The organism is Qipengyuania sp. B-5 (assembly GCF_056857815.1).
Window position 1 is genome coordinate 15,188 of the sequence record NZ_JBSXNU010000049.1, and the last position, 21,253, is coordinate 36,440.

Genomic DNA, 21,253 nt, shown 5'->3' on the forward strand with positions numbered 1-21,253 from the left:
ATTAGCGCCAATCCGGCTCTTGCCAAGAAAGGTTAGGCAGGACATGGCCAAGCTGACATGACAGCAGACGTCGTTCCCCTGCCGCGCCAGGCCCCGCAGCCCTCGATCGAGCCCATGCTGGCGCTGACCGCGCAGGGCATGAATCAAGTCAACCAGGTCATTCTCGACCGGATGCAGAGCGAGGTACCCCTGATTCCCGCACTGGCCGGGCATCTGATCTCCGGCGGTGGCAAGCGCCTGAGGCCGATGCTGACCCTCGCGGGCGCTGAACTGGTGGGGTATACCGGCGCACGTCATTACAAGCTCGCCGCCGCGGTGGAGTTCATCCACACCGCCACCCTGCTGCATGACGATGTCGTCGACGGCAGCGACCTGCGGCGCGGCAAGGCGGCGGCGAACATCATTTTCGGCAATCCCGCCACTGTGCTGGTCGGAGATTTCCTCTTCAGCCGCAGTTTCGAGCTGATGACCGAGGACGGCAGCCTGAAGGTGCTCAAGATTCTCTCGGGCGCCAGCGCGATCATCGCCGAGGGGGAGGTCGACCAGCTGACTGCCCAGCGCAAGATCGATACGAGCGAGGAACGCTACCTCCACATCATCCGCGCCAAGACCGCCGCGCTTTTCGCCGCCGCCAGCCGTATTGCGGCCGTGGTCGCCGAAAGTAGCGAGGAGGAAGAGCGCGCGCTCGACGAATATGGCCGTAATCTCGGGGTCGCCTTCCAGCTGGTCGACGATGCGCTCGATTACGATTCGGATGCTGAAGAAATGGGCAAGGATCGCGGCGACGATTTCCGCGAAGGCAAGATGACCCTGCCGGTCATCCTCGCCTATGCCCGCGGAAGCGAGGAAGAGCGGGAATTCTGGAAGGCCGCCATCGGCGGTTTCCGCACATCGGACGCCGATCTGGAAGAGGCGATCCGCCTGATCGACAGCCACAACGCCGTCGCCGACACCAAGGCCCGCGCGCGGCATTTCGCACAGCGCGCTATCGATGCCCTGTCGATCTTCCCCGATGGCAAGGCCCGCCGCGCCATGACGCAGGCCGCGCTTTTCGCGGTTTCACGGGGGTATTGATCGCGCGACCGAAAGTGTAGGACGCCCGCGTGTCCGATCCACTTCCCATACAAGATGCCTTGCCCGATCTGATTGCGGGCGTGCGAAACAGGAATGGCCTGGTCTTGGTCGCGCCGCCCGGGGCGGGCAAGACAACCGCAGTCGCGCCGGCGCTGCTTGGCGAAGATTGGTGCACCGGCACGATCATCCTGACTTCGCTTCGCCGCGTTGCCGCACGTGCGGCGGCGGAGCGCATGGCACAGATGCTGGGCGAGAAGCCGGGCGAGACCATCGGCTATCTCACCCGCCTCGACAGCAAGCGCTCTGCCAGGACACGGGTGCTGGTGGTGACCGAAGCGATCTTCGTAAACACCATCCTTGGCGATCCCGAACTGTCCGGCATCTCCGCCGTGCTGTTCGACGAGGCGCATGAGCGGCATCTCGATAGCGACCTTGGATTGGCGCTGGCGCTGGAGACTCAGGCCGTGCTGCGCGAAGACCTGCGTGTCCTCGTCATGTCGGCGACCATCGACGGGTCGCGTTTTGCCTCGCTGATGGGCGAAGACACGCCTGTGATCGAAAGCCAGGGCCGCGCATATCCGCTGGACATCCGCTGGCTGGGTTCCTCACCCCAGACGCGTATGGAAGACGCAGTAACCGCTGCGATTGCTACCGCCTGGCGTGAGGAAGAGGGCGATATCCTCGCCTTCCTGCCCGGAGTCGGCGAGATCGAGCGGACCCGCGAGCGACTGGCGAACCGGCTGCCCAAGGCGCTGGTCCTGCCGCTTCACGGCCAGGTCCAACCCGCCGACCAGCGTGCTGCCATCCGCCGCGATCCCGAAGGCCGCCGGCGGATCGTGCTGGCAACCGCGATTGCCGAAACCTCGCTAACGCTGGACGGGGTTTCCGTGGTGGTCGATGCGGGCCTGTCGCGCCGTGCCGAATTCGACCGGGCAGCCGGGACGACGCATCTCGTGACCCACCGTGCCAGCCAGGCTGCCGCCGCACAGCGGGCCGGGCGCGCGGCGCGGCAGGGGCCGGGGGTAGCGTACCGCCTGTGGGAGGAAGCCGGACATGCGGGGAGGCCTGTTTTCGATCCGCCCGAAATGGAGACTGCCGACCTGGCACCGCTGGTGCTCGACCTCGCCAAATGGGGGACGAGCGATCCGGCAAGCCTGCAATGGCTCGACCCGCCGCCAACCGCCTCGGTTTCGGCGGCGCGCCAGACACTCGAAGGGCTCGGTGCGCTGGACGGGGAAGGGCGTATTACGGAGCGGGGGCAGAAACTAGCGGGTCTGCCGCTCGATCCGTCCTCGGCTGCGATGGTGCTGTTTGGCGCAGAGCATGGCGCGGCAGACACTGCTGCACGGCTGGCGCTGCTCCTGCAGGAGCGCGGGCTGGGCGGGCGCGGCGAGGATCTCGAAGCCCGCCTTGCCCGGTGGAACGGCGATCGCGGAGCGCGCGCCGAGGCCAGCCGCAAGCTGGCCGAACGATGGGCGAAGCTGGCGAACACGTTGACCCAGCGGCGTGAGAGGCGTGACGTCCCGCCGGCAATCCTCCTTGCCGCAGGTCGTCCAGACTTCGTGGCCAAACGCCGCGATCCTTCGGGCGAGAACTGGCTTGCTGCGGGCGGACGCGGTTTCATGCTCGATCCGGCATCCTCTCTGGCGCGCGCCGAATTCCTGGTGATCGGCGATGCGCAGGGACAGGCGAAAGGCGCGCGGATTACCTCCGCTATCGCTCTTGAAGAGCGCGATCTGGAACTCTGGCTGGACGAGCGGATCGAACGCCGCCCGGTCCTGCGCTGGAAAGGCGATCGAGTCGAAACGCTGCTGGAGAAGCGGATGGGCGCGATAACGCTCGCTGCCGGCCCCGATCCCGACCCCGATCCACAGGCGCTTGTGGATATGCTTGTGGAAAAGGCGTTGAAGAACGTGGCAAAACTTGTTCCTGCCGACCTGCAGGCGCGCGCCGCCTTCATCGGACTGGACGCGTTCGCTGCCTCCAAGCTGGCCGAGACCGCCGATGTATGGCTGGCACCGCTGCTCGGGGGGCGGCGCGATTGCGACGTGCCCAGGGGAAAGCTCGTCGATGCGCTGCTCGGCATGCTCGATTGGGACACCCGCCAGCGGCTCGACCGCGAGGCGCCGCGTGAATTCACCTCGCCTGCCGGAACCTCACACCGGATCGACTATACCGGAGACGATGCGCCGAGCGTCGAAGTCCGCGTGCAGGCGCTGTTCGGACTGGATCGCCATCCGGTTGTGGGCAGAACCCCGCTCCTGCTCAAGCTGACCAGCCCCGCCGGACGCCCGATTCAGGCGACCCGCGACCTGCCCGGCTTCTGGCGCGGCAGCTGGGACGATGTGCGTAAGGACATGAAAGGCCGCTATCCCAAGCACCGCTGGCCTGAGGAGCCCTGGACGGAAAAGCCCAGTTTGAAGACCAAGAACGCCTTTTCAAGAAGCGAAGGCTGAATTACAGGGCACCACATGACCGCCAGAATCTATCAGCGACCCAAGAATGCGATGCAGTCGGGCAGGGCCCGTACCGATGAATGGGTGCTCGAATTCGAGCAATCCGAGGCGCGTCACGCAGACCCGTTGATGGGCTGGACCGGCAGCAGCGATACGCAGGCGCAGGTGTTGCTGACGTTTCCGACCAAGGAAGAGGCGAAAGCCTATGCCGAGAAATACGGCATCGCCGCTCGCGTTCACGCCACGCCTCCCAGGTCTCTCAAGATCCAGGCTTACGCCGACAACTTTCGGTGATTGATTTCTAGCTCCCACATCGCCATATGGCGCGCCGGGAGTCGGGTGGACGTTTGCGTTCGCTCACCGGGTCAGGTCCGGAAGGAAGCAGCCCAGGTGAATTGCGGCGGGTCGCTCGGCTCCTTTATTTTCCCACACCCTTCATGACATTCGGCGCGTCTGCGCCTACCTAAACCTGCATGGGTGATTCACCGGATAGTACTGACGGCCTTCCCTGGGAGACCGATGCGGAAGAGGATGCGCCGAGCGCCGCCGAACTGGAGGCCGCGGGGCAGAATTCGATGTTCGGCGATGCGACCGAGCCCGAGGCGCCGCCTGCTCCTGCCGAGGAACCGGCAAAGGAACCTGCCGAAGCGGCAGCGGTCCCGACTGAAGACTCCACCGCTCCCTCTGCCGAACCGGCACAGCCCTATCGCGTACTCGCGCGCAAATACCGTCCGCAGACATTTGCCGAGCTGATCGGGCAGGATGCCATGGTCCGCACACTGGCCAATGCGATCGCGCGCGACCGGCTGGCCCATGCCTTCCTGATGACCGGCGTTCGCGGGGTCGGCAAGACCTCGACCGCGCGCCTCATCGCCAAGGCGCTGAACTGCATCGGGCCGGACGGGAAGGGCGGTCCCACGATCAGCCCCTGCGGCGTGTGCGAGCCGTGCACGGCCATCGCCGAAGGCCGCCATATCGACGTGATCGAAATGGACGCCGCCAGCCATACCGGCGTCGACGACGTGCGCGAGATCATCGAGGCGGTACGCTATGCTGCGGTCAGTGCGCGTTACAAGATCTACATCATCGACGAGGTCCACATGCTCTCGCGCAACGCCTTCAACGCGTTGCTCAAGACGCTGGAAGAACCGCCCGCGCATGTGAAGTTCCTCTTCGCAACGACCGAGGTCGATAAACTGCCGGTAACGGTGCTCAGCCGGACGCAGCGGTTCGACCTGCGGCGCATACCGGTCGAATTGCTCGAGGCGCATTTTACCGAGATTTGCCGCAAGGAAGGCGTCGAGGCGGAGGAAGAGGCGATCCACATCGTCGCCAATGCCGCCGAAGGTTCGGTGCGTGACGGGCTGTCGATCCTCGACCAGGCAATCGCCCATGCCGACATGGATACCGGCGGCATGGTCACGGCGGAGCGCGTGCGCGACATGCTGGGTCTCGCCGACCGGGGCGCACAGCGGCGGCTCTTCGCGCACATCCTCAATGGCGATGCGAAGGCCACACTGACTGCGGTGGACGACCAATATGCGCTCGGTGTCGAGCCGCTGGCACTGATGCGTTCGTTGATGGACCTCACGCATCGGATTGCGCTCGCGCAGGTTTCGGGCGGAGAAGCCGATGCGACCACTGCCGAGGAACGCGAACAGCTGACCGAATGGGCGGAGCGTCTCTCTGTCGGCCAGGTCCACCGCTTGTGGCAACTCCTGCTCAAGGGGCACGAGGAAGTGCGGCAGGCGCCCGATCCGCTGGTGTCGGCGCGCATGGCGCTGCTGCGCGTGCTGCACGCCTCAGACATGCCCGATCCCGGCAAGCTGGCCAAACAGATCGAGGAACTCGCAGCGCGCGGGCCGGCCCCTGCAAGCGAGGCGGGCGAAGGCGGGGCGAGCGCTCCGGCGGCCTCGCTCGATTGGGAAGAGCTGGTCGAGAAGGTCTCTGCGGCCGGAAAATTGCAGGCCGAAAGTATCATGCGCTTGCAAATCCGCCCGATCAGCGTGGAGATGGGCAGGCTGGTCTACGCCCGTGACGCGAAATATTCCGATGCCATCGAACCGGTCTTGCGCGATGCACTCTATGCAGTGACCGAGACCCGCTGGCAGCTCGAAACGGGCGATCCGGAGCAGGCGCGACCCTCGATGGTCGAGCGCGAAAAGTCCGAGCGCGAGGCTGCAAAAGCGGCCATGCGAGAACATCCCATGGTGAAAGCGGTTGAAGCTGCCTTTCCCGATGCCGAAATAATCGAAGACGGCGCCGAACTCCCCCCGATCCGGCGCGAGGTTCCCTGGAACCGCAGAGCATGAGGACGATCCTATGAAGTCGATGGAAGAAATGATCGCTGCCGCGCAGAAGGCGGCCGAGCAGATCCAGACCCAGATGAACGATGTGCAGGCCAAGCTCGACAATATCGAGGTCGAAGGCGCGGCAGGCGGCGGTCTGGTCAAGGTGCGTGCCACAGCACGCGGACGCATCATCGGCGTGACGATCGACGAAAGCCTGATGAAGGTGGAAGAAAAGCAGATGGTCGAAGACCTCGTGGCCGCAGCTTTCAACGATGCGCGCGACAAGGCGGACCGCAAGTCGGCCGAGGAAATGGAAAAGATCCAGGGTGGCATGGGCCTGCCGCCGGGCATGAATATTCCCGGATTTGGGTAACGCTTCTACGCTCCGGCACGGGCTGCTGTCCTACATCTGTGACCCCGTGCTAGCGCCGGATGGCATGCCTGTTTTCGAGCCTGTTCGGCCGTCGAATCTCCCGCTGCACAAGTTGTCAGGTTTTTGCCTCCTGGACAGTGGTCCATGCGGTCCATGTCTCGGATTGCAGCTGCCGAAGCTAAACGGATCGCGCTGTGCACAGCTTAACCCGGGGCGGACATTGCGCCCGGGCGGTCCGCTACCCATATTCCCTCGCGAGACGCAGGCCCCGCTCCGGGCCGCAAATGGACTGATTATATGACCGAGACCTTTCCCCTCCTTCCCCTGCGCGACATTGTCGTTTTTCCCGGCATGGTCGTCCCGCTCTTCGTCGGGCGCGACAAGTCGGTTGCGGCGCTCGAAGCTGCGATGGAAGGTTCCAAGGACATTTTCCTCCTGTCGCAGCTCGATCCGGGCTGTGACGATCCCGAAGCCCGCGATCTTTATGACACCGGTGTGATCGCGCAGGTTCTCCAGCTGCTCAAGCTGCCCGACGGCACCGTCCGCGTGCTGGTCGAAGGGCAGGAACGTGCCAAGCTGCACGAACTGCGCACGGTCGGCGAATATGTCGCCGCCGAAGTTTCGATGATCGAGGAGCCGACCGCTTCGGGCACCGAGATCAGCGCGATGATGCGCCAGGTGATCGAACAATTCGGCGAATATGCCAAGCTCAACAAGAAGATCGGCGACGATGCTGCCGAACAGCTCGGCGAGATCGACGATGCAGGCGAGCTGGCCGATACCATTGCTGCCGCCATTCAGGCCAAGGTCTCCGACAAGCAGTCCCTGCTGGTCGAAACCGATCCGCTGAAGCGCCTTGAAATGGTGATGTCCTTCATGGAAGGCGAACTGTCGGTCCTGCAGGTGGAGCGCCGCATCCGTGGCCGCGTGAAGCGGCAGATGGAGAAGACCCAGCGCGAATATTACCTCAACGAGCAGTTGAAGGCGATCCAGAACGAGCTGGGCGACGGCGACGAGGACGGCGGCAACGAGATCGCCGAGCTGACCGAGAAGATCGGCAAGACCAAGCTCAGCAAGGAAGCGCGCGCCAAGGCCGAAAGCGAGCTGAAGAAGCTCAAGGCCATGCAGCCGATGAGCGCCGAGGCGACCGTCATCCGCAACTATCTGGACGTGTTGCTCGGCCTGCCCTGGGGCAAGAAGAGCAAGGTCAAGAAGGATATCGGCAAGGCGCAGGAAATCCTCGACGCGGATCACTATGCGCTGGAGAAGGTCAAGGACCGGATCATCGAATATCTCGCCGTGCAGGCGCGCACCAACAAGCTGAAGGGCCCGATCCTGTGCCTCGTAGGCCCTCCCGGCGTCGGCAAGACCAGCCTCGGCAAGAGCATCGCCAAGGCGACCGGGCGGGAATTCATTCGCCAGTCGCTGGGCGGTGTGCGCGACGAAGCCGAAATCCGCGGCCACCGCCGCACCTATATCGGCTCGCTTCCGGGCAAGATCGTCAGCAATCTCAAGAAGGCGGGCAAGATCAACCCGTTGTTCCTGCTCGACGAGATCGACAAGCTGGGCCAGGATTTCCGCGGCGATCCGGCCTCGGCTTTGCTCGAGGTTCTGGATCCCGAACAGAACAACAAGTTCCAGGACCATTATCTGGAACTCGACCTCGACCTTTCGGACATCATGTTCGTCACCACGGCGAACAGCCTCAACTTGCCGCAGCCCCTGCTCGACCGCATGGAGATCATCCGGCTGGAAGGTTATACCGAGGACGAGAAGGTCGAGATCGCGACCCGTCACCTGCTCGCCAAGCAGGTCAAGGATCACGGCCTCAAGGAAGGCGAGTTCGAGCTGACTGAAGAGGCGCTGCGCGACCTGATCCGCTATTACACGCGTGAGGCAGGCGTCCGCACGCTGGAGCGCGAGCTTGCCCGGCTATGCCGCAAGAGCCTGCGCCGCATCCTCGAAGGGAAGGCGGAAAGCGTCACAATCACGCCCGAAAACCTTTCCGACTTCGCCGGTGTGCGCAAGTTCAAGCACGGTATGGGCGAAGAAGAAGCGCAGGTCGGCGCGGTTACCGGGTTGGCGTGGACCGAGGTGGGCGGCGAATTGCTGACCATCGAAAGCGTGACCACGCCGGGCAAGGGCGAGATCAAGACGACCGGCAAGCTGGGCGAGGTGATGAACGAAAGCGTTGCCGCGGCCTTCAGCTTTGTGAAGGCGCGCGCCCCGCATTACGGCATCAAGCCGAGCATCTTCCAGCGCAAGAACATCCATATCCACCTGCCCGAAGGCGCTGTGCCCAAGGACGGTCCCAGCGCGGGCATCGGCATGGTTACTTCCATCGTCTCGACCCTGTCGGGCGTTCCGGTACGGCCCGATGTGGCGATGACCGGCGAAGTGACACTGCGCGGCCGGGTTCTGCCTATCGGCGGCCTGAAGGAAAAACTGCTCGCTGCGCTGCGGGGCGGGATCAAGAAGGTCCTTATTCCCGAAGAGAACGTGAAGGATCTCGCCGAGATTCCGGCAAACGTGAAGGAGGGGCTCGAGATCGTCGCGGTATCCCACGTCGACGAAGTGCTCGAACACGCTTTGACTTCGCTCCCCGATCCGATCGAGTGGACCGAGGCGGACGATCTGGCAAGCCAGCCGGGCCACCCACAAGTGACCGGCGCATCGCCGACGGCGCATTAGCAATTGATTTGTTGCGCCGCAGCGAGATGTCTCGTTGCGGCACAACAAAAGCTCGTTTTGCCGCACAATCGGGTCTTCAAGGCCAAAAACCGCCAATTATTGCGGATTTTGCCTTTGACACGCGGGCCAAAAGCCTCTCAATTCGCTGCCTCTCGGGTGAAACGATTCACCAGGCCATAATTCAAAACTCGAATTGAGGGGGTTCTAAAGAATATGAACAAGAACGATCTGATCGGTGCTGTCGCGGAAGCTAGCGGCCTGTCGAAGAGCGACGCGTCAAGCGCTGTCGAAGGTGTGTTCGACGCTATCACCAAGTCGCTTTCTAAGGGCGATGAAGTTCGTCTGGTCGGCTTCGGCACCTTCTCGGTCGCCAAGCGCAAGGCCTCGACCGGCCGCAATCCGCGCACCGGCGAACCGATGAACATCCCTGCTTCGAACCAGCCCAAGTTCAAGGCTGGCAAGGGCCTGAAGGACGCCGTCAACTAAGACACGTTTCTGTCCTTACATAAAAACGCCGCAGTCACGCGAGTGGCCGCGGCGTTTTTCGTGTCTTCATCTATTCAGTCGAACGCAATCAGGGCCGTCGGTGCCTGTTCCGTGCGCGGGCTGATTTCCCAGACCAGCGTCTGACCTAGTGAATGCGCCGCCGGACCTTCATCGGTATTATTGGCGAGGATGCGTCCGTCAGTGACAATCGTGAACGTACCCTCGGGCACGGCGATCTTTCCTATGTCCTCATCCTCCGCCAGCTGGGCGAGACCGGCCATACCAGCCATCATGCCCTGCATCGGATTCCCGCCACCCTGTGCCGCAAATCCGGGAGCATCGATACGGACCTGATTTTCGTCGCGCAGCATTACGGTGACGAACATGCTGCCCATCGGCATCTTCTCGATCGTCGGAAAAGCGAAATCATGGGTCAGGCTGCCCGATATGCGGAAGTCGACATCGAACAGCCCGTCACCCTTGTAGGTAACCATTTCCCAGCCCCGCTGACGTTCCAGTTTGTCGGCCAGTTCCTGCGCCGCTTCGGGATCCGAAGGGTCGATCCCGCCGAGAACGGCCCTCATCTGCTCGGCCTCCTTCTCGCGTTCCGCCTCGCGTTCGCTTGCGGCCGCGTCCCATTCTGCGCGTTGTTCCTTGACTTCGGCGGGCGTGCATTCGCGGGTTTCGAATTCCTCGTCCCAGCACTCGGCCTCGAACTCTTCCGGCTGATCGGCCATTTCCGCTAGTTTCGACAGGGCGAGCATCTGGATCTCGCCGTCGTAGCTGTAGCTGAAAGCGCCATCCTGCATCAGGTGCAATTCACTGGTGAAGGCACCCGGCGTGAGCAGGCAGCCCGTGAGCGCTAGCGAACTCGCCGTAGCCAGTCCGCATGCGCGCAGCTTCATCGAAATACTCGTCACGGTGAATCCCCCTGTCTGTAGTCAGTCCCTTGTAGCTACCGCATATAGCGCGATCGCCGCCGCGTTGGACACGTTGAGGCTTTCGATTTCGTTAGAAATCGGCAATTTCGCCAAGGCATCGCAATGCGCTTCGATATTCTGGCGCATGCCTTCGCCTTCCGCGCCCAGAACAATTGCTACGGGACCTGTGGGCAACGCTTCGGCGAATGTGGTTTCTGTATGGCCGGTCAGACCGATGCGCCAATATCCTGCCTCGGCCATTTCTTCCATTGCGCGGGCGAGATTGACCACGCGAATCCATGGCAGCGTCTCGAGCGCGCCGGATGCCGATTTGGCGATCACCCCGCCTTCGGGAGGCGCGTGCCGATCCTGCGTGACGAGGGCGGCTGCGTTGAAGGCCACCGCCGAGCGCATGATCGCGCCGACATTGTGCGGATCGGTTACCTGATCGAGCACAATGATCGGACGCGCCGGATCGCCGTCGAGAACTTCGTCGAGGAAACGGTCTTCCAGCGCCGCGCACTCGAGAACCAGGCCCTGATGCGGGGCATCCTTGGCAACGAGGCGGGCGAGGTCCTGGACATCGGCATATTCGACGGGGAAATCGGCCGGCAGTTCGCCGTCGAGCGAGGCCACGCCTTCGCGCGTCGCCCAAAGCTTGCGGTGCTGCCTGTCCGGATTCTTGAGCGCCGCTTCGACCGCGTGGCGTCCCCACAGACGGACCTGTCCCGGACTTGCCCGGCCGCTTCCGCGCCCGCCCTTCATGCGGCCGGCCCGGCCCCTCAATGCGCGTTTGCGTTCGCCTTTTGCCATGCTTCATGTCCTGTAATCGAGATTGCGTCGCGCTCCTGCCAGCGAGGGCATTGACAGGCAAGCGCCGCTTCGCCAAAGGGGCGCCTCTCGGCAGGGGATGCCCCAGCGCATCCCCGCTCTTTCGCCCGTTTTCGGGAAAGATGGCGAACCGGTGTGGACAGGTGGCCGAGTGGTTAAAGGCAGCAGACTGTAAATCTGCCCGCGCAAGCGTACGCTGGTTCGAATCCAGCCCTGTCCACCACCGCCCTTTCTCAGAACATCCCCGAAAAGCCCTAGAAATCTCAGAAAACCAAGGGTATTCTGCCTTCCGATGGCCGCCTCTGTTCGCTACTATTTGCCTGCAACCGGCAGTGAGTGTGGGGAAGGTGTGGGGAAGGAAGTAGGCTTCCCCACACAGTGGCTCTCTCAATTGGCCTCCAGAAATGTGGGGAACGAGAATGGGCAAACTTACAGCAGTGGCGGTCAAGGCTGCCTTGGCGAATCCGGGCACCTATCAGGACGGCGACGGACTTTTCCTGAAAGTTGGAAAAACTGGTGCGGCTTCCTGGCTTTTGCGACTCCAGCGGGATGGCAAGCGACAAGACATTGGTCTGGGTAGTGCGAAGCTGGTGACGTTGGCCGAAGCGCGCGCGAGGTCTGCTGAACTCCGCAAAGCCGTGAAGGTTGAAAAGCGCGACGTGCTGACCGAGCGCAAGGACGAGGAAGCCGCCAAGGTCACCTTTCGCGATGCCGCTACCCAATATCACTCCGAGAACGAGGCCGGCTGGAAGAGTGATGTCTACGGTCGTCAGTGGCTGGCCAGTCTGGAGAACTACGCCTTCCCGAAACTGGGCGACATGACGACTGGCGGAATCACCGCTGCCGATATCATCTCGGTCCTCACGCCGATCTGGCAGGAAATCCCCGAAACCGCTCGCCAGGTCCGCAACCGGATTTGCGCGGTGCTTGATTACTCCCATGCAAAGGGCTGGCGCTCCACGGAGGCTCCATCGGGCAACAGCAGTTTGAAAGCGGGGCGAGGACTCCCGCGACAGGTCAAGAAACCGGCAAACCGAAAGGCGATGCCATACGTCGCCGTTCCTTCATTCTTGACCGCGTTGCGGCGCAAGCCTTCTTATTCGCGCCTTGCACTCGACCTCCTCATTCTGACGGGCGTTCGCTCGCAGGAAGTGCGCCTTGCTAGATGGGATGAATTCGATCTGGATCAGCGCCTTTGGACAATCCCAGCCGAACACATGAAGCGCAGCAGGGCGCACATCGTGCCACTGTCAGAAGCAGCTCTGGCGGTCCTTACGAAGGCTGAGGCAATGCAGATGGAGGGAGCCGAAGTGGTCTTCCCCGGCATGACAGGCAAGGCGATGTCCAACATGACGCTGCTCAAAGTCATGCGCGATATGCAGGAGCCCTTCCACGTCCACGGTTTCCGCTCCAGCTTTACCGACTGGGCCGCGAACGAAGGCTTTCCCAATGCGGTCGTCGAAGCCGCCCTGGCGCACAAGACGCCGGATGCGGTCCAAGCAGCCTATCGCCGCACCACCTATCTCGGGACGCCGGACAATCCGGGCGCACGCGTCAAGCTGATGGAAGCGTGGGGAGACTATTGCGCAGCCCATGCTGCTTCGCAGTGAGTGCATGATCTTAGCAGTTCACACTGTGCGTTGATGATTATGGCGATCTCAGGCCAAATTGGATGCTATTCATTTTCCGTGAATTGGTCGCGATGGGTGCCGCTCCAGCATTGATCCTCCCTTGAATATGTTTTCGGTTCGGACTTGTATATTCATCCAAGTGCGCCCATCTACAATGTAGCTACCAGTCGCAATCGACGGTCTTAGGCTTCCAGTTTCGAGAAGCCACCTCCTTCAGTTCCGCCTCTTAGTCGCAGCCGGTCCAATTCTGGCGCGCTGCAGTCATACTGAAGGACATAACATGACACATTTCGGCAAGATCAAGAGCTACGACAGTGGCAAGGGCACCGGCATGATCACCCCGGACAAGGGCGGCGACGCGCTGCCGTTCGGGCGGAAGGACCTGCAACAGGAAGCACAGGAGCCCAGCGTCGATCAGCGCTACGGTTACGACACCAGCGAGGTCAACGGCGGCAACAAGCGGGCCATCAACCTGCAGCCGCAGCAGGGCGAAGGTCCCAGCCTGCAGGAACAGCAGGCGCGCGCCCAGCAGGGTTAGCGCTCTATCGCGGTCGGGGCGGACAAGCCCCGGCCGCCTTTTCCTGCGAGGTGTGAGAGGAGTTCGCCATGACGCTCGATCAACTGATTTTCAATTACGAGCTCGCAAAGGCCAATGCGGCCCGGTCGGCCTCGTTGGAAGATCGGAAGACCTATTTCGATCTCGTTGGCTACTATGAAAGGCGCATCAGAGCCGTTCGGACCGAGGCGGTTCCGTCCTGGACCGGCATTTCCCGGGGCCAGCTTCCATCGGAAAGGCTCCAATAGCATGAACCAGGATACCGAAGCGCCAGGCAGCAAGGCTCAGGCGACAAACGAGTGGGAGAACGAGGGTGGCTCGGTAAAACCGATTCCATCGCCGGTATTGCCCGAAGGGATCACTGCGGTGACTGTCACCCAATACCGTGTCGGCCCATACAGATATTCCAGTCTGGAGGATGCGCTGGCCGAGCATCGGCGTCAGTCTGAAGCTCAATGAGTGCGATCCGGTCGGAGCGGGTCACGTCAACATATGCGACAATTTCCAAACCATTTGACCAGCACCATTGAAATTTTTTTGCACGCTGCTATATAGATATTGCCTAACGTCGTTTGCGACGGATTATGATTGCCGCAATGAGCGCACAAGCGCGAGATCGGCACCACTTCCATTTCATCCAACATGGCTCCGCAGCGGAATACGTCCGCGCGGATGATTTTTCGTACGCAAGGAAGATGGATTGGCGAAGGAAGAGCTCATTACGATGGAAGGTGAGATCAATGAGATCCTGCCCGATGGCCGCTTCGGCGTCACACTCGATAATGAGCATCGGCTTATCTGCTACACTGCAGGCAAGATGCGTCGCTATCGTATCAAATCGGTCGTTGGAGACCGCGTACATGTCGAATTGACGCCCTATGATCTGACCAAGGGCCGGATCGTCTTCCGCGAACGAACACCCGGGCAAGGGCCCGCTGGTGGCCGCAAACGCGGATACAGGCGCTGACACTTTAGAATAAGGCGGCGGGAAGAACCTGCCGAACATAAGAAAAATGAATGCAATGAACCTGCGCGATACGTCGCGCCCCAAACTTTCGCCGCGCTATGGCGCCATACATGCAAATGGCGCGGACCGTGACCGGACAAAATCCAGTCACATGCCGATTGCCGAGTTGCGACGTCTCGTCGCCACGATGATCGACTGAGCGACACGAGACACTCGCGGCCATGCATCAGCATTCCCGCCACAGCAGGAGAGCCGACATGGACCTCAATTATCAATATGCCGAGCACCAGCGAGCCCTTATGGGTGCGGACGGTGCCGCGAATGATGACGACCGCTTGGCCAAACTCGCGAAGGCTTCACGCATCGCTGGTCGTATCAGCGACTTCCAGCATGGGCTGGGCGCTGCCGCAGCCTGTGCCTGGAGCAAGGCCCAGTTTTCCAACTCGGTTCTGACAAAAACGGGCTCCGAAGCGATCGTCTAGTTCGCAAGAAGCCGCCCGACCAAATCTGCTCACGTTGAATTTCGACGGATATCGACGCCTGGTTAGGAAACCGGAAAATTCCGATTTTCGCGCCTTGGATATGACGACCTCCTTTCAATTGACGACTTGACGCACGACCCCTGCTCGCAATCGCGCGGACAGGCCTAAACCGTTTCTTGAAAGGAAGCGAAATGACTATCGGTACTGTAAAATTCTTCAATGGCGACAAGGGCTATGGCTTTATCCAGCCCGATGACGGCTCTGCCGACAGCTTTGTGCATATTTCTGCCGTTCAGGCGGCGGGCATGACGACGCTCGATAAGGACCAGCGGCTCAACTATGAAGTCGAGACCGGACGCAACGGTAAGGCCAGCGCGGTCAATCTCTCGGCCGCCGATTGATTCTTCATTTGAGCGCGGCGGCTCGTTCGTCGCGCTCAGATTCCTCCAAGCAGAATTGGAGCCCTAAATGGCCGACTCATATGAGTTCTACCGCGAGCGCGCGGATGCGGCGGCGGCGGCGGCAGAGAGCGCGACCCTCGACAACGTAAGAGAACGCGAAATTCGAGCGGAGAAGACCTGGCGCGGCCTCGCCGAACAGGCGCGTAAGGTGAAGCTCGATAGGGAAAAATCCCAACGGGAAAAGGGCGAGAGCCGAGATCGAGAAATCAACTCAGAGTAAACGGATCAAGTATTCGAAGAGATCTATATGTCAATGAAGCCTGATTTCGTCATGTTCCATCGTACAGACGGAACGGCAGTATCGTGTTGTGCCGAGAAAATTCTTTTCGGCGGCAGGGGCGAATGGGGGGCGATCCTGAACTTTTCAGGCGGCACTCAGATCAACGTACATGAAAATTTCGATGAAGTGATGGATATTCTGACAGCGGAAAGCTTGTAACTGAGAGTCGCAAGCACCATTTATAAGTCAGCTACCAGCCGCAATCGACGGTCTCAGGTTTCCAGTTGAGAGAAGCCACCTCCTTCAGTTTCGCCTCTTAGTCGCAGCCAGGTCAATTCTGGCGGGCTGCAAGCACATCTGAAGGAAATCACCATGACTTATTACGGCAAGATCAAGAACTACGACAGCAGCGTCGGCAAGGGCCGGATCACCCCTGAAAAGGGCGGTGACGTCCTTGCATTCCGCAAGTCCGACCTCAAGGATGAAGCCAATGCGCCCAAGCAGGACGAGCGCTACGGCTATGACGTGAAGGATGCGGACAATGGCAAGCGATATGCCATCAACTTGCATCCCCAGACTGCAGAATCGAATGAGGTCAAGGAGCAGGCCGGCAGTCAGGCTGGCTAGCGCTGATTTGCTGACGGCAACCGGGAGCAGGAACGCACTCGGTTGCCGAGCTCTCGAAAGGGGGCAGTGTCAGCCAAATGGTGGCAGCCGAGTTGGTGCAATCATCAGATAACTGAAAGACCCACGCACATGACAATCGAGAACACCGATCTTGAACGCAGGGTACTCGCTCACGAACGCATATTGCAGGCGCTTATCCGGCATATGGCTGAAGGCGAACCGGATTTTCTTTCGAGGCTCTCCCGCACTTTTGGCCGGGGCCATACACTTGGGCAGGACGAACAGGACCATGTGTCCACCAAACAGTATGGCGAACAATTCATTGAAGCGATCGAGAGGTCAATCCGCTACAGCTACGACCAGAGCTGAAGTCTTGAAGGTCTGGCATCGGTGTTCGAACATGATAGTTGTAGAAGTCGGATATGTTTAGTTCGCCGAAACAAGGGTCACGGTGAGAAATCGTGAGGCAACGGGTCAATCCTGTGCTAGAGCAATCCACATCGCAGGGATTTTTTCGAGTGGCTGCGACTGAGAGACAGGTTGTGCTCCCACTTGCAGCGAGGAGCGAGACATGTCCTTCCCTTCGATATCTATAATCCATCCAGACGTTGCGCGCACATGGTGACGCGGCGCAATGCGTTGCCTCGCCTTACACCCGCGGCATCGCGCCGCCAGGGTGAAACAACGCGTATGGCCATGATGGTTCTAGGACGTGAAGCCGCGATTGAATTCATGAACACGCATAGCGAAGCCTTGGGCGGCCGCCCCATCGATTTGGCCATCGCCAGCGACGAAGGACGTTCCCGGGTTGAACTTGCTCTCTCAGATCGGTGCCAACCTTCTGGTGAGGGTGAAATGCCTCACGATTTATCCAATTAGCAGCAGCCCTGCACCAAGACGACCCGAAGGGCGGCATTGCGGTGTTCGCAATGCCAACATCGACTAAAGGCGTCCGCTCCATTTTGGGATGGAGGCCATTTTTCATTTGTGTTTAGCCAATGCAAAGGACTTCCTGGCTAGTAGCCGATCCCTTTCTCGGCGTAGTGAAAAGTACATTCAACTGACTTTTCAGTATTTTGTGCCCTATCTTTGCATTGTTCGAAGCTGTCGCGATTTGCATTTAGGATCCTGGCAACCTCGGCGATTTCCTCCCATGCCTCGGGATTCTGTGATCGGATCAACCGAATACCGGCTTCCACGATAGTCGGCTCGCCAACGGCTTTGCGAGCCATCCTTTCGGGCCAATGCCAGCTCTCGGGCATGGCGCGGGCGATGGTACCGGGTAGGATCGCCCATAGCAGGATACCGGCAGCCAGCCCTATGCCTGCAAAACGCCAGGTCTGGCGCTTCTGGTCGTCCTCGGCGCGGACACGCCCCACCATCGCACTGAGCTGCGCGGCGGCGCTGTCGAAGTCTTTGCGTCCGTGCCGGAACAGGTCGCTGCTGTCGCGCAGCATGTCGAGTGAAGCGCGCTTGATCTGAACTGCAATGTCTTCCGGGGTCAGCTCGATGGCGGGCTTGTTGCCGATCTTGCTCAAAGTATCCGAGACCTGCGCCAGCTGATCGGCTATCTGGCCGAGTGTGGCGGTGTAGTCCGGAACAACGATGTCGGCTCGCTCCCTCGCCATGTTCTGGACCGTATGGCGCACCATCGCCATTTCGCCTTCGAGACGAGCGAACGCTTCCGTTGCCGGATCGGTTTCTGTTACGCCTTCCGGTTCTGGTTCCGGGGTTGGTGGTTCCTCGACTTCGAGGTCCAGCTGCACTTCTTCGATGTGGCCGTCTTCCATGTCGTTTCTCCTAGATGCCCATGTCGAATGCGCGGGTGCGCTCACGAGCGAGGGTTGCGGTGAGTTCGTTCGCGATTCTGCGTTCGGGCTTTGGATCGATGCCAAGTTCGCGGGTCTTGCCGCGCAACAGGCCTTCAACCTGCGGATCGCGTTCAAGCCCTTTTGCCAGCTCGGTCAGCTTGGCTGAGACGCGGGCAGCACCCGCTCGGTCGCCTTGCTGTTCAAGCTGCTTGCGCTCCGTGCTCAACCCCTGCCAGTCGGTGACAAAGCGCTCGGTTCGCAGCGCCGGATCGGTGCGCACGGCGGCTTCTTCCTGCATGGCGCGTATGGCTTCGTGGCTGCGCCCACCAGCGGCCTCTGCAATCAGCTTGGGATGCCGCTCCAGCGCCTTTGCGAGATCGCTGGCGGCATGGGGCCGGATCGCTTCGAGCGCCTTTCCCGCCTTCTCCAGTGCGGCCTTCTGGTGCGGCAGGACGGGCAAGCCCTGGGCCTGCATTGTGCCGAAATCGCCAAGTGCGCGGGCGTAGCGTTCGACTGCGCGGCGCTGCTCGTCCTGCTTGTTCGCCTGCACCGGGATTGGTTCGAGCTGGCGAGCCTGAGGGCGGAAGTTTCCGAAGATGGACTTGGCCGCTTTGGGAACCCGCCGAACTACCTCCACGATCCGCTCGCGGAAGCTGATTCCGCGCAGTTCGGCGAAGGCCTGCTCGGGCTTGTAGTCGCCCGCCATATCCTTCCTGCGCTCGCGGCTCAGCGTGCGAACCAGTTTGGACTGGTCGGCAAAGTCATCGCGGCCATAGTGGAGGGCCAGTCCGTCGCGGTGGCGTGACATGGCGACATAGGCGGAGTGGCTGTCCATGCCCGGTGTCGCGAGCACATGGGCGCGGTCCACCGTCATACCCTGCGCCTTGTGGATCGTGGCGGCGTAGCCATGATCGATATGGGCGTAGTCCTTGGTGTCGAAGGCGACTTCGCAGCCATCGTCGGTGCGCACGGCCATGCTTTGCGCGCTAGCCATTGTAACTTTGCCAAGCGTTCCGTTCTTGACGCCAAGCCCGCGCTCGTTCTGCAGGAAGATGATGCGGTCGCCTGACGCAAACTGCCGCTCGCCGCGCGCCGATTTGATCGTGGCATCGGCACCCAGCGCGCCAGCTTCGCGCATCTTCTCGCGCGCCATTTGGTTGAGTTCGCGCACCTCGTCATTGGTGTGCGTAAGGATGATCCGGCTGTCGTCCGGGCTGACCTGCCGTTCCCGATTCCAGCGCTCGATCAGGGTGGCACGCGCATCTTTGCGGGTGTCGGCGGCATGGACCATGCCGTGTTCCTCGTAAGTGCGGATCGCTTCGCCGGTTCGGCCCGTAGCAAGCTGCCGGGTCGCATCCTGCTGCCATGCCGAAAGCTGGCGGCGGACTTCGCTGATCTCGACGCCGCCCTGGCGTTCATGGATCGCCCGGAATGCCGCGCCAGCCTCGATGGCCTGCAATTGCTGCTGGTCGCCGACCAGGACGACCTTGGTACCGGCCTTGGCGGCATGGGACAGCACGCGCTCCATCTGGCGGGTGCCGACCATGCCCGCTTCGTCGATGACGAGTACGTCCTTTGCATGGAGTTGGTCTCGTCCTTTGCCCCATTGATGCTCAAGGCTGGCAATTGTGCGCGATGCGATGCCTGAGCCGTTCTCCAGTCCCTCGGCAGCAATGCCGGACAGGGCTGCGCCGCGTACAGTGTAGCCTGCGCTTTCCCAAGCCTCGCGCGCCACGCCGAGCATGGCGCTCTTGCCTGTCCCGGCATAGCCAACGACCACCGCAAGACCGCCCTTCTTGGTCACATGCTCGAAGGCGGATTTCTGTTCGCCCGATAGAGTCAGGCCGCGCTTCACTGCGCTGGTGAATGCGGCATTTCGCTGGACATCGTTGATGCTGTGCTTGGCCTGCGCGGCCATCGTGTCGGCGGCGCGATGCAGGCGCTGCTCGGTCTCGATCATCGCCCGCGAGGTGAACCGATCCTGCCAGCGTCCGTCCTTGCCCAGATAGATCAAATCGGGCGATGCGCGTACGGCATTGTAGGCTGCGTCGAACTGCTCCTTGCCGTCGCTATGCCGGTGAACAAATGCGGCAAGGTCGCGCTTCGTGAACGTCGCCTGCTGGTGCGTGATCGCATCCAAGGCAAGGGCTGGATTGGCGATGATCCGCTCGCCATTGCGTTGCGCAATGGCGCGGTGTTCTTCGATCCGCTCGGCTTCCAGCCCGCGTCCTCCAATGCGCGAGGCTGCAGGGCCGATCTTGTCCTGCGGTTCGAGCGCAATGCCTTGCGCTTCCAGGCTGCGATGATCGATCCGCGCATCGATGTCGCGTTTTGCCAGCGCGCGGTTGACATGATCGGCCCAGCGCTCTCGCCATTGCTCGATCAGCGCAGTCTTGTTCCAGTCGCGCACCTTTGCGCCAAAGGCGTCCTTGGTGACATCGCGCATCGTCAACATGACATGGGCGTGGGGCTTGGCATTGCCGTCCTCGCCAATGTCCCAATGGACATTGAGATCGGCGATCATGCCCTTCTCGACGAACTCGGCTTTGACGAACTCGCGCGCCAGTTTGATGTTGTCCTTCTTGGTAAGTTCGCGCGGCAGGGCAAACTCGACCTCACGGGCGAGCTGGGCATCCTTGCGCTTCTCGGCGGCCTCGACCGCATTCCACAAAGTGGCCCGGTCAGCGAAGGCTTCGGGTGCGCCTTTTGGCAGCATCACTTCGGAGTGAAGGACACCTGCCTTGTTGGTGAAGTCGTGGGTTCTATCGATGCGCTCATCGTGCAATCGCTCGCCAGCCCGATAGGCTGCCGCCGCAACGGCACTGCGTCCGCTTGACCTTCCGATGACCTTTGCGCTGAAGTGAAAGATTGCCATGACGGCAATCCAGTTACACCGCAAAAGCAACGTCGGCACGACGTATAAGCGCGCCCTCTCATGATAAAATCCTGATCGGGACTAGGCGGTATCACACTGTCCCGGCGACCTTACTGCATTGGGAAAGCTCAGAGATTATCATCGCCCCATCACACCAACGATGGAGACTTCCCATGCGCAAACCCCGCGATTTTGATTCGGAACTGAAGGCCCTGGCCGACAAGGCCAAGCAGTTGAAGGAACGCCGCGTGCGCGATCTCGGCGCGCTGGTCACGGCAACCGGAGCCGACGCGCTCGATGCTGATGTCCTCGCTGGCGCGCTGCTCGATGCTGCTGCCAATATCGACAAGGCGACAGGGGAGGGATGGCGCAAGCGCGGCGCGGCATTCTTTCAGGGCAAGTCACGCGACACTTCGAGCGGAACTGGCCAGCAGCCGGACGGCACTCTTCCGCTCGACGGCGGCGCGGCATCGGCTTGAGGCGGCAAAGGCACGAACAGAC

24 protein-coding genes, 1 tRNA gene and 1 other RNA gene are annotated in these 21,253 nt (G+C 61.3%); 22 read left to right on the forward strand and 4 right to left on the reverse strand.

Features of this window, described 5'->3' with window-relative positions; genetic code table 11:
* Positions 1 to 57: 57 nt before the first annotated feature.
* The 8 genes from AC13CE_RS09680 (at position 58) to AC13CE_RS09715 (ending at position 9,371) form a co-directional block, all read left to right on the forward strand.
* A complete protein-coding gene (locus tag AC13CE_RS09680; RefSeq protein ID WP_473820587.1) occupies positions 58 to 1,074 on the forward strand; it encodes a polyprenyl synthetase family protein in 1,017 nt (338 codons plus the stop codon).
* Between the two features lie 29 nt (positions 1,075 to 1,103).
* On the forward strand, positions 1,104 to 3,530 hold the full coding sequence (gene hrpB / locus AC13CE_RS09685) for an ATP-dependent helicase HrpB (RefSeq protein ID WP_482972219.1): 2,427 nt from the start codon (positions 1,104 to 1,106) through the stop codon (positions 3,528 to 3,530).
* A gap of 15 nt (positions 3,531 to 3,545) precedes the next feature.
* Complete coding sequence (locus tag AC13CE_RS09690; protein ID WP_221539669.1) at positions 3,546 to 3,824, forward strand: ETC complex I subunit; 279 nt, start codon at positions 3,546 to 3,548, stop codon at positions 3,822 to 3,824.
* A gap of 34 nt (positions 3,825 to 3,858) precedes the next feature.
* An RNA gene (ffs, locus tag AC13CE_RS09695) (signal recognition particle sRNA small type) lies at positions 3,859 to 3,953 on the forward strand.
* A gap of 50 nt (positions 3,954 to 4,003) precedes the next feature.
* Entirely contained in the window at positions 4,004 to 5,842 is a 1,839-nt protein-coding gene (locus AC13CE_RS09700) for a DNA polymerase III subunit gamma/tau (RefSeq protein ID WP_482972220.1), read from the forward strand.
* 10 nt (positions 5,843 to 5,852) lie between these two features.
* Positions 5,853 to 6,194, forward strand: a complete 342-nt coding sequence (locus tag AC13CE_RS09705; RefSeq protein ID WP_221539665.1) for a YbaB/EbfC family nucleoid-associated protein — start codon at positions 5,853 to 5,855, stop codon at positions 6,192 to 6,194.
* Between the two features lie 297 nt (positions 6,195 to 6,491).
* Positions 6,492 to 8,885: an endopeptidase La gene (gene lon / locus AC13CE_RS09710; RefSeq protein WP_482972221.1), complete on the forward strand. Its 2,394-nt coding sequence runs from the start codon at positions 6,492 to 6,494 to the stop codon at positions 8,883 to 8,885.
* 213 nt (positions 8,886 to 9,098) lie between these two features.
* Positions 9,099 to 9,371, forward strand: a complete 273-nt coding sequence (locus AC13CE_RS09715) for an HU family DNA-binding protein (protein WP_006834374.1) — start codon at positions 9,099 to 9,101, stop codon at positions 9,369 to 9,371.
* A gap of 74 nt (positions 9,372 to 9,445) precedes the next feature.
* On the opposite strand, the gene AC13CE_RS09720 is transcribed toward AC13CE_RS09715, so the two are convergent.
* The gene (locus AC13CE_RS09720) at positions 9,446 to 10,291 is read right to left on the reverse strand and encodes a hypothetical protein (RefSeq protein WP_221539661.1); all 846 of its coding nucleotides are present in this window, start codon (positions 10,289 to 10,291) and stop codon (positions 9,446 to 9,448) included.
* 21 nt (positions 10,292 to 10,312) lie between these two features.
* Positions 10,313 to 11,104 carry a 23S rRNA (guanosine(2251)-2'-O)-methyltransferase RlmB gene (rlmB, locus tag AC13CE_RS09725; protein ID WP_482972222.1) on the reverse strand — a complete coding sequence of 264 codons (792 nt, stop codon included), beginning with the start codon at positions 11,102 to 11,104 and terminating at the stop codon, positions 10,313 to 10,315.
* Positions 11,105 to 11,259: 155 nt separating this feature from the next.
* On the opposite strand from rlmB, the gene AC13CE_RS09730 reads away from it, so the two are divergent.
* The 13 genes from AC13CE_RS09730 (at position 11,260) to AC13CE_RS09790 (ending at position 16,435) form a co-directional block, all read left to right on the forward strand.
* Positions 11,260 to 11,345, forward strand: a tRNA-Tyr gene (locus AC13CE_RS09730).
* Positions 11,346 to 11,541: 196 nt separating this feature from the next.
* Positions 11,542 to 12,732, forward strand: coding sequence for a tyrosine-type recombinase/integrase (locus AC13CE_RS09735; protein ID WP_482972223.1), 1,191 nt, complete (start codon positions 11,542 to 11,544; stop codon positions 12,730 to 12,732).
* Between the two features lie 301 nt (positions 12,733 to 13,033).
* Positions 13,034 to 13,291, forward strand: a complete 258-nt coding sequence (locus AC13CE_RS09740) for a cold-shock protein (protein WP_482972224.1) — start codon at positions 13,034 to 13,036, stop codon at positions 13,289 to 13,291.
* Between the two features lie 68 nt (positions 13,292 to 13,359).
* Positions 13,360 to 13,557: a hypothetical protein gene (locus tag AC13CE_RS09745; protein ID WP_482972225.1), complete on the forward strand. Its 198-nt coding sequence runs from the start codon at positions 13,360 to 13,362 to the stop codon at positions 13,555 to 13,557.
* 1 nt (position 13,558) lies between these two features.
* Positions 13,559 to 13,768 carry a hypothetical protein gene (locus AC13CE_RS09750; RefSeq protein WP_482972226.1) on the forward strand — a complete coding sequence of 70 codons (210 nt, stop codon included), beginning with the start codon at positions 13,559 to 13,561 and terminating at the stop codon, positions 13,766 to 13,768.
* Between the two features lie 241 nt (positions 13,769 to 14,009).
* A complete protein-coding gene (infA, locus tag AC13CE_RS09755) occupies positions 14,010 to 14,276 on the forward strand; it encodes a translation initiation factor IF-1 (RefSeq protein WP_482972227.1) in 267 nt (88 codons plus the stop codon).
* Between the two features lie 55 nt (positions 14,277 to 14,331).
* Positions 14,332 to 14,475, forward strand: coding sequence for a hypothetical protein (locus AC13CE_RS09760; protein ID WP_482972228.1), 144 nt, complete (start codon positions 14,332 to 14,334; stop codon positions 14,473 to 14,475).
* 58 nt (positions 14,476 to 14,533) lie between these two features.
* The gene (locus AC13CE_RS09765; RefSeq protein ID WP_482972229.1) at positions 14,534 to 14,758 is read left to right on the forward strand and encodes a hypothetical protein; all 225 of its coding nucleotides are present in this window, start codon (positions 14,534 to 14,536) and stop codon (positions 14,756 to 14,758) included.
* 191 nt (positions 14,759 to 14,949) lie between these two features.
* Complete coding sequence (locus AC13CE_RS09770) at positions 14,950 to 15,159, forward strand: cold-shock protein (protein ID WP_482972230.1); 210 nt, start codon at positions 14,950 to 14,952, stop codon at positions 15,157 to 15,159.
* A 67-nt stretch (positions 15,160 to 15,226) separates the two neighbouring features.
* Positions 15,227 to 15,439, forward strand: coding sequence for a hypothetical protein (locus AC13CE_RS09775; RefSeq protein ID WP_482972231.1), 213 nt, complete (start codon positions 15,227 to 15,229; stop codon positions 15,437 to 15,439).
* A gap of 33 nt (positions 15,440 to 15,472) precedes the next feature.
* Entirely contained in the window at positions 15,473 to 15,658 is a 186-nt protein-coding gene (locus tag AC13CE_RS09780) for a hypothetical protein (protein ID WP_482972232.1), read from the forward strand.
* 153 nt (positions 15,659 to 15,811) lie between these two features.
* Entirely contained in the window at positions 15,812 to 16,066 is a 255-nt protein-coding gene (locus AC13CE_RS09785) for a cold-shock protein (RefSeq protein ID WP_482972233.1), read from the forward strand.
* Between the two features lie 129 nt (positions 16,067 to 16,195).
* On the forward strand, positions 16,196 to 16,435 hold the full coding sequence (locus AC13CE_RS09790; RefSeq protein ID WP_482972234.1) for a hypothetical protein: 240 nt from the start codon (positions 16,196 to 16,198) through the stop codon (positions 16,433 to 16,435).
* A 647-nt stretch (positions 16,436 to 17,082) separates the two neighbouring features.
* Here the strand turns inward: AC13CE_RS09790 and AC13CE_RS09795 are convergent.
* The gene (locus AC13CE_RS09795) at positions 17,083 to 17,856 is read right to left on the reverse strand and encodes a DUF6118 family protein (RefSeq protein WP_482972235.1); all 774 of its coding nucleotides are present in this window, start codon (positions 17,854 to 17,856) and stop codon (positions 17,083 to 17,085) included.
* Positions 17,857 to 17,866: 10 nt separating this feature from the next.
* Complete coding sequence (gene traA / locus AC13CE_RS09800) at positions 17,867 to 20,752, reverse strand: Ti-type conjugative transfer relaxase TraA (RefSeq protein WP_482972236.1); 2,886 nt, start codon at positions 20,750 to 20,752, stop codon at positions 17,867 to 17,869.
* Positions 20,753 to 20,925: 173 nt separating this feature from the next.
* On the opposite strand from traA, the gene AC13CE_RS09805 reads away from it, so the two are divergent.
* Positions 20,926 to 21,231: a conjugal transfer protein TraD gene (locus AC13CE_RS09805; protein WP_482972237.1), complete on the forward strand. Its 306-nt coding sequence runs from the start codon at positions 20,926 to 20,928 to the stop codon at positions 21,229 to 21,231.
* The last annotated feature ends 22 nt before the right edge of the window (positions 21,232 to 21,253 follow it).

Bases quoted from the DNA above. Each gene is read 5' to 3' on its own strand.
- AC13CE_RS09680 (WP_473820587.1), top strand. From the start codon at position 58: ATGACAGCAGACGTCGTTCCCCTGCCGCGCCAGGCCCCGCAGCCCTCG.
- AC13CE_RS09690 (WP_221539669.1), top strand. From the start codon at position 3,546: ATGACCGCCAGAATCTATCAGCGACCCAAGAATGCGATGCAGTCGGGC.
- AC13CE_RS09700 (WP_482972220.1), top strand. From the start codon at position 4,004: ATGGGTGATTCACCGGATAGTACTGACGGCCTTCCCTGGGAGACCGAT.
- AC13CE_RS09705 (WP_221539665.1), top strand. From the start codon at position 5,853: ATGAAGTCGATGGAAGAAATGATCGCTGCCGCGCAGAAGGCGGCCGAG.
- lon (WP_482972221.1), top strand. From the start codon at position 6,492: ATGACCGAGACCTTTCCCCTCCTTCCCCTGCGCGACATTGTCGTTTTT.
- AC13CE_RS09715 (WP_006834374.1), top strand. From the start codon at position 9,099: ATGAACAAGAACGATCTGATCGGTGCTGTCGCGGAAGCTAGCGGCCTG.
- rlmB (WP_482972222.1), bottom strand. From the start codon at position 11,104: ATGGCAAAAGGCGAACGCAAACGCGCATTGAGGGGCCGGGCCGGCCGC.
- AC13CE_RS09735 (WP_482972223.1), top strand. From the start codon at position 11,542: ATGGGCAAACTTACAGCAGTGGCGGTCAAGGCTGCCTTGGCGAATCCG.
- AC13CE_RS09740 (WP_482972224.1), top strand. From the start codon at position 13,034: ATGACACATTTCGGCAAGATCAAGAGCTACGACAGTGGCAAGGGCACC.
- AC13CE_RS09745 (WP_482972225.1), top strand. From the start codon at position 13,360: ATGACGCTCGATCAACTGATTTTCAATTACGAGCTCGCAAAGGCCAAT.
- AC13CE_RS09750 (WP_482972226.1), top strand. From the start codon at position 13,559: ATGAACCAGGATACCGAAGCGCCAGGCAGCAAGGCTCAGGCGACAAAC.
- AC13CE_RS09760 (WP_482972228.1), top strand. From the start codon at position 14,332: ATGAACCTGCGCGATACGTCGCGCCCCAAACTTTCGCCGCGCTATGGC.
- AC13CE_RS09765 (WP_482972229.1), top strand. From the start codon at position 14,534: ATGGACCTCAATTATCAATATGCCGAGCACCAGCGAGCCCTTATGGGT.
- AC13CE_RS09770 (WP_482972230.1), top strand. From the start codon at position 14,950: ATGACTATCGGTACTGTAAAATTCTTCAATGGCGACAAGGGCTATGGC.
- AC13CE_RS09775 (WP_482972231.1), top strand. From the start codon at position 15,227: ATGGCCGACTCATATGAGTTCTACCGCGAGCGCGCGGATGCGGCGGCG.
- AC13CE_RS09780 (WP_482972232.1), top strand. From the start codon at position 15,473: ATGAAGCCTGATTTCGTCATGTTCCATCGTACAGACGGAACGGCAGTA.
- AC13CE_RS09785 (WP_482972233.1), top strand. From the start codon at position 15,812: ATGACTTATTACGGCAAGATCAAGAACTACGACAGCAGCGTCGGCAAG.
- AC13CE_RS09790 (WP_482972234.1), top strand. From the start codon at position 16,196: ATGACAATCGAGAACACCGATCTTGAACGCAGGGTACTCGCTCACGAA.
- AC13CE_RS09795 (WP_482972235.1), bottom strand. From the start codon at position 17,856: ATGGAAGACGGCCACATCGAAGAAGTGCAGCTGGACCTCGAAGTCGAG.
- traA (WP_482972236.1), bottom strand. From the start codon at position 20,752: ATGGCAATCTTTCACTTCAGCGCAAAGGTCATCGGAAGGTCAAGCGGA.
- AC13CE_RS09805 (WP_482972237.1), top strand. From the start codon at position 20,926: ATGCGCAAACCCCGCGATTTTGATTCGGAACTGAAGGCCCTGGCCGAC.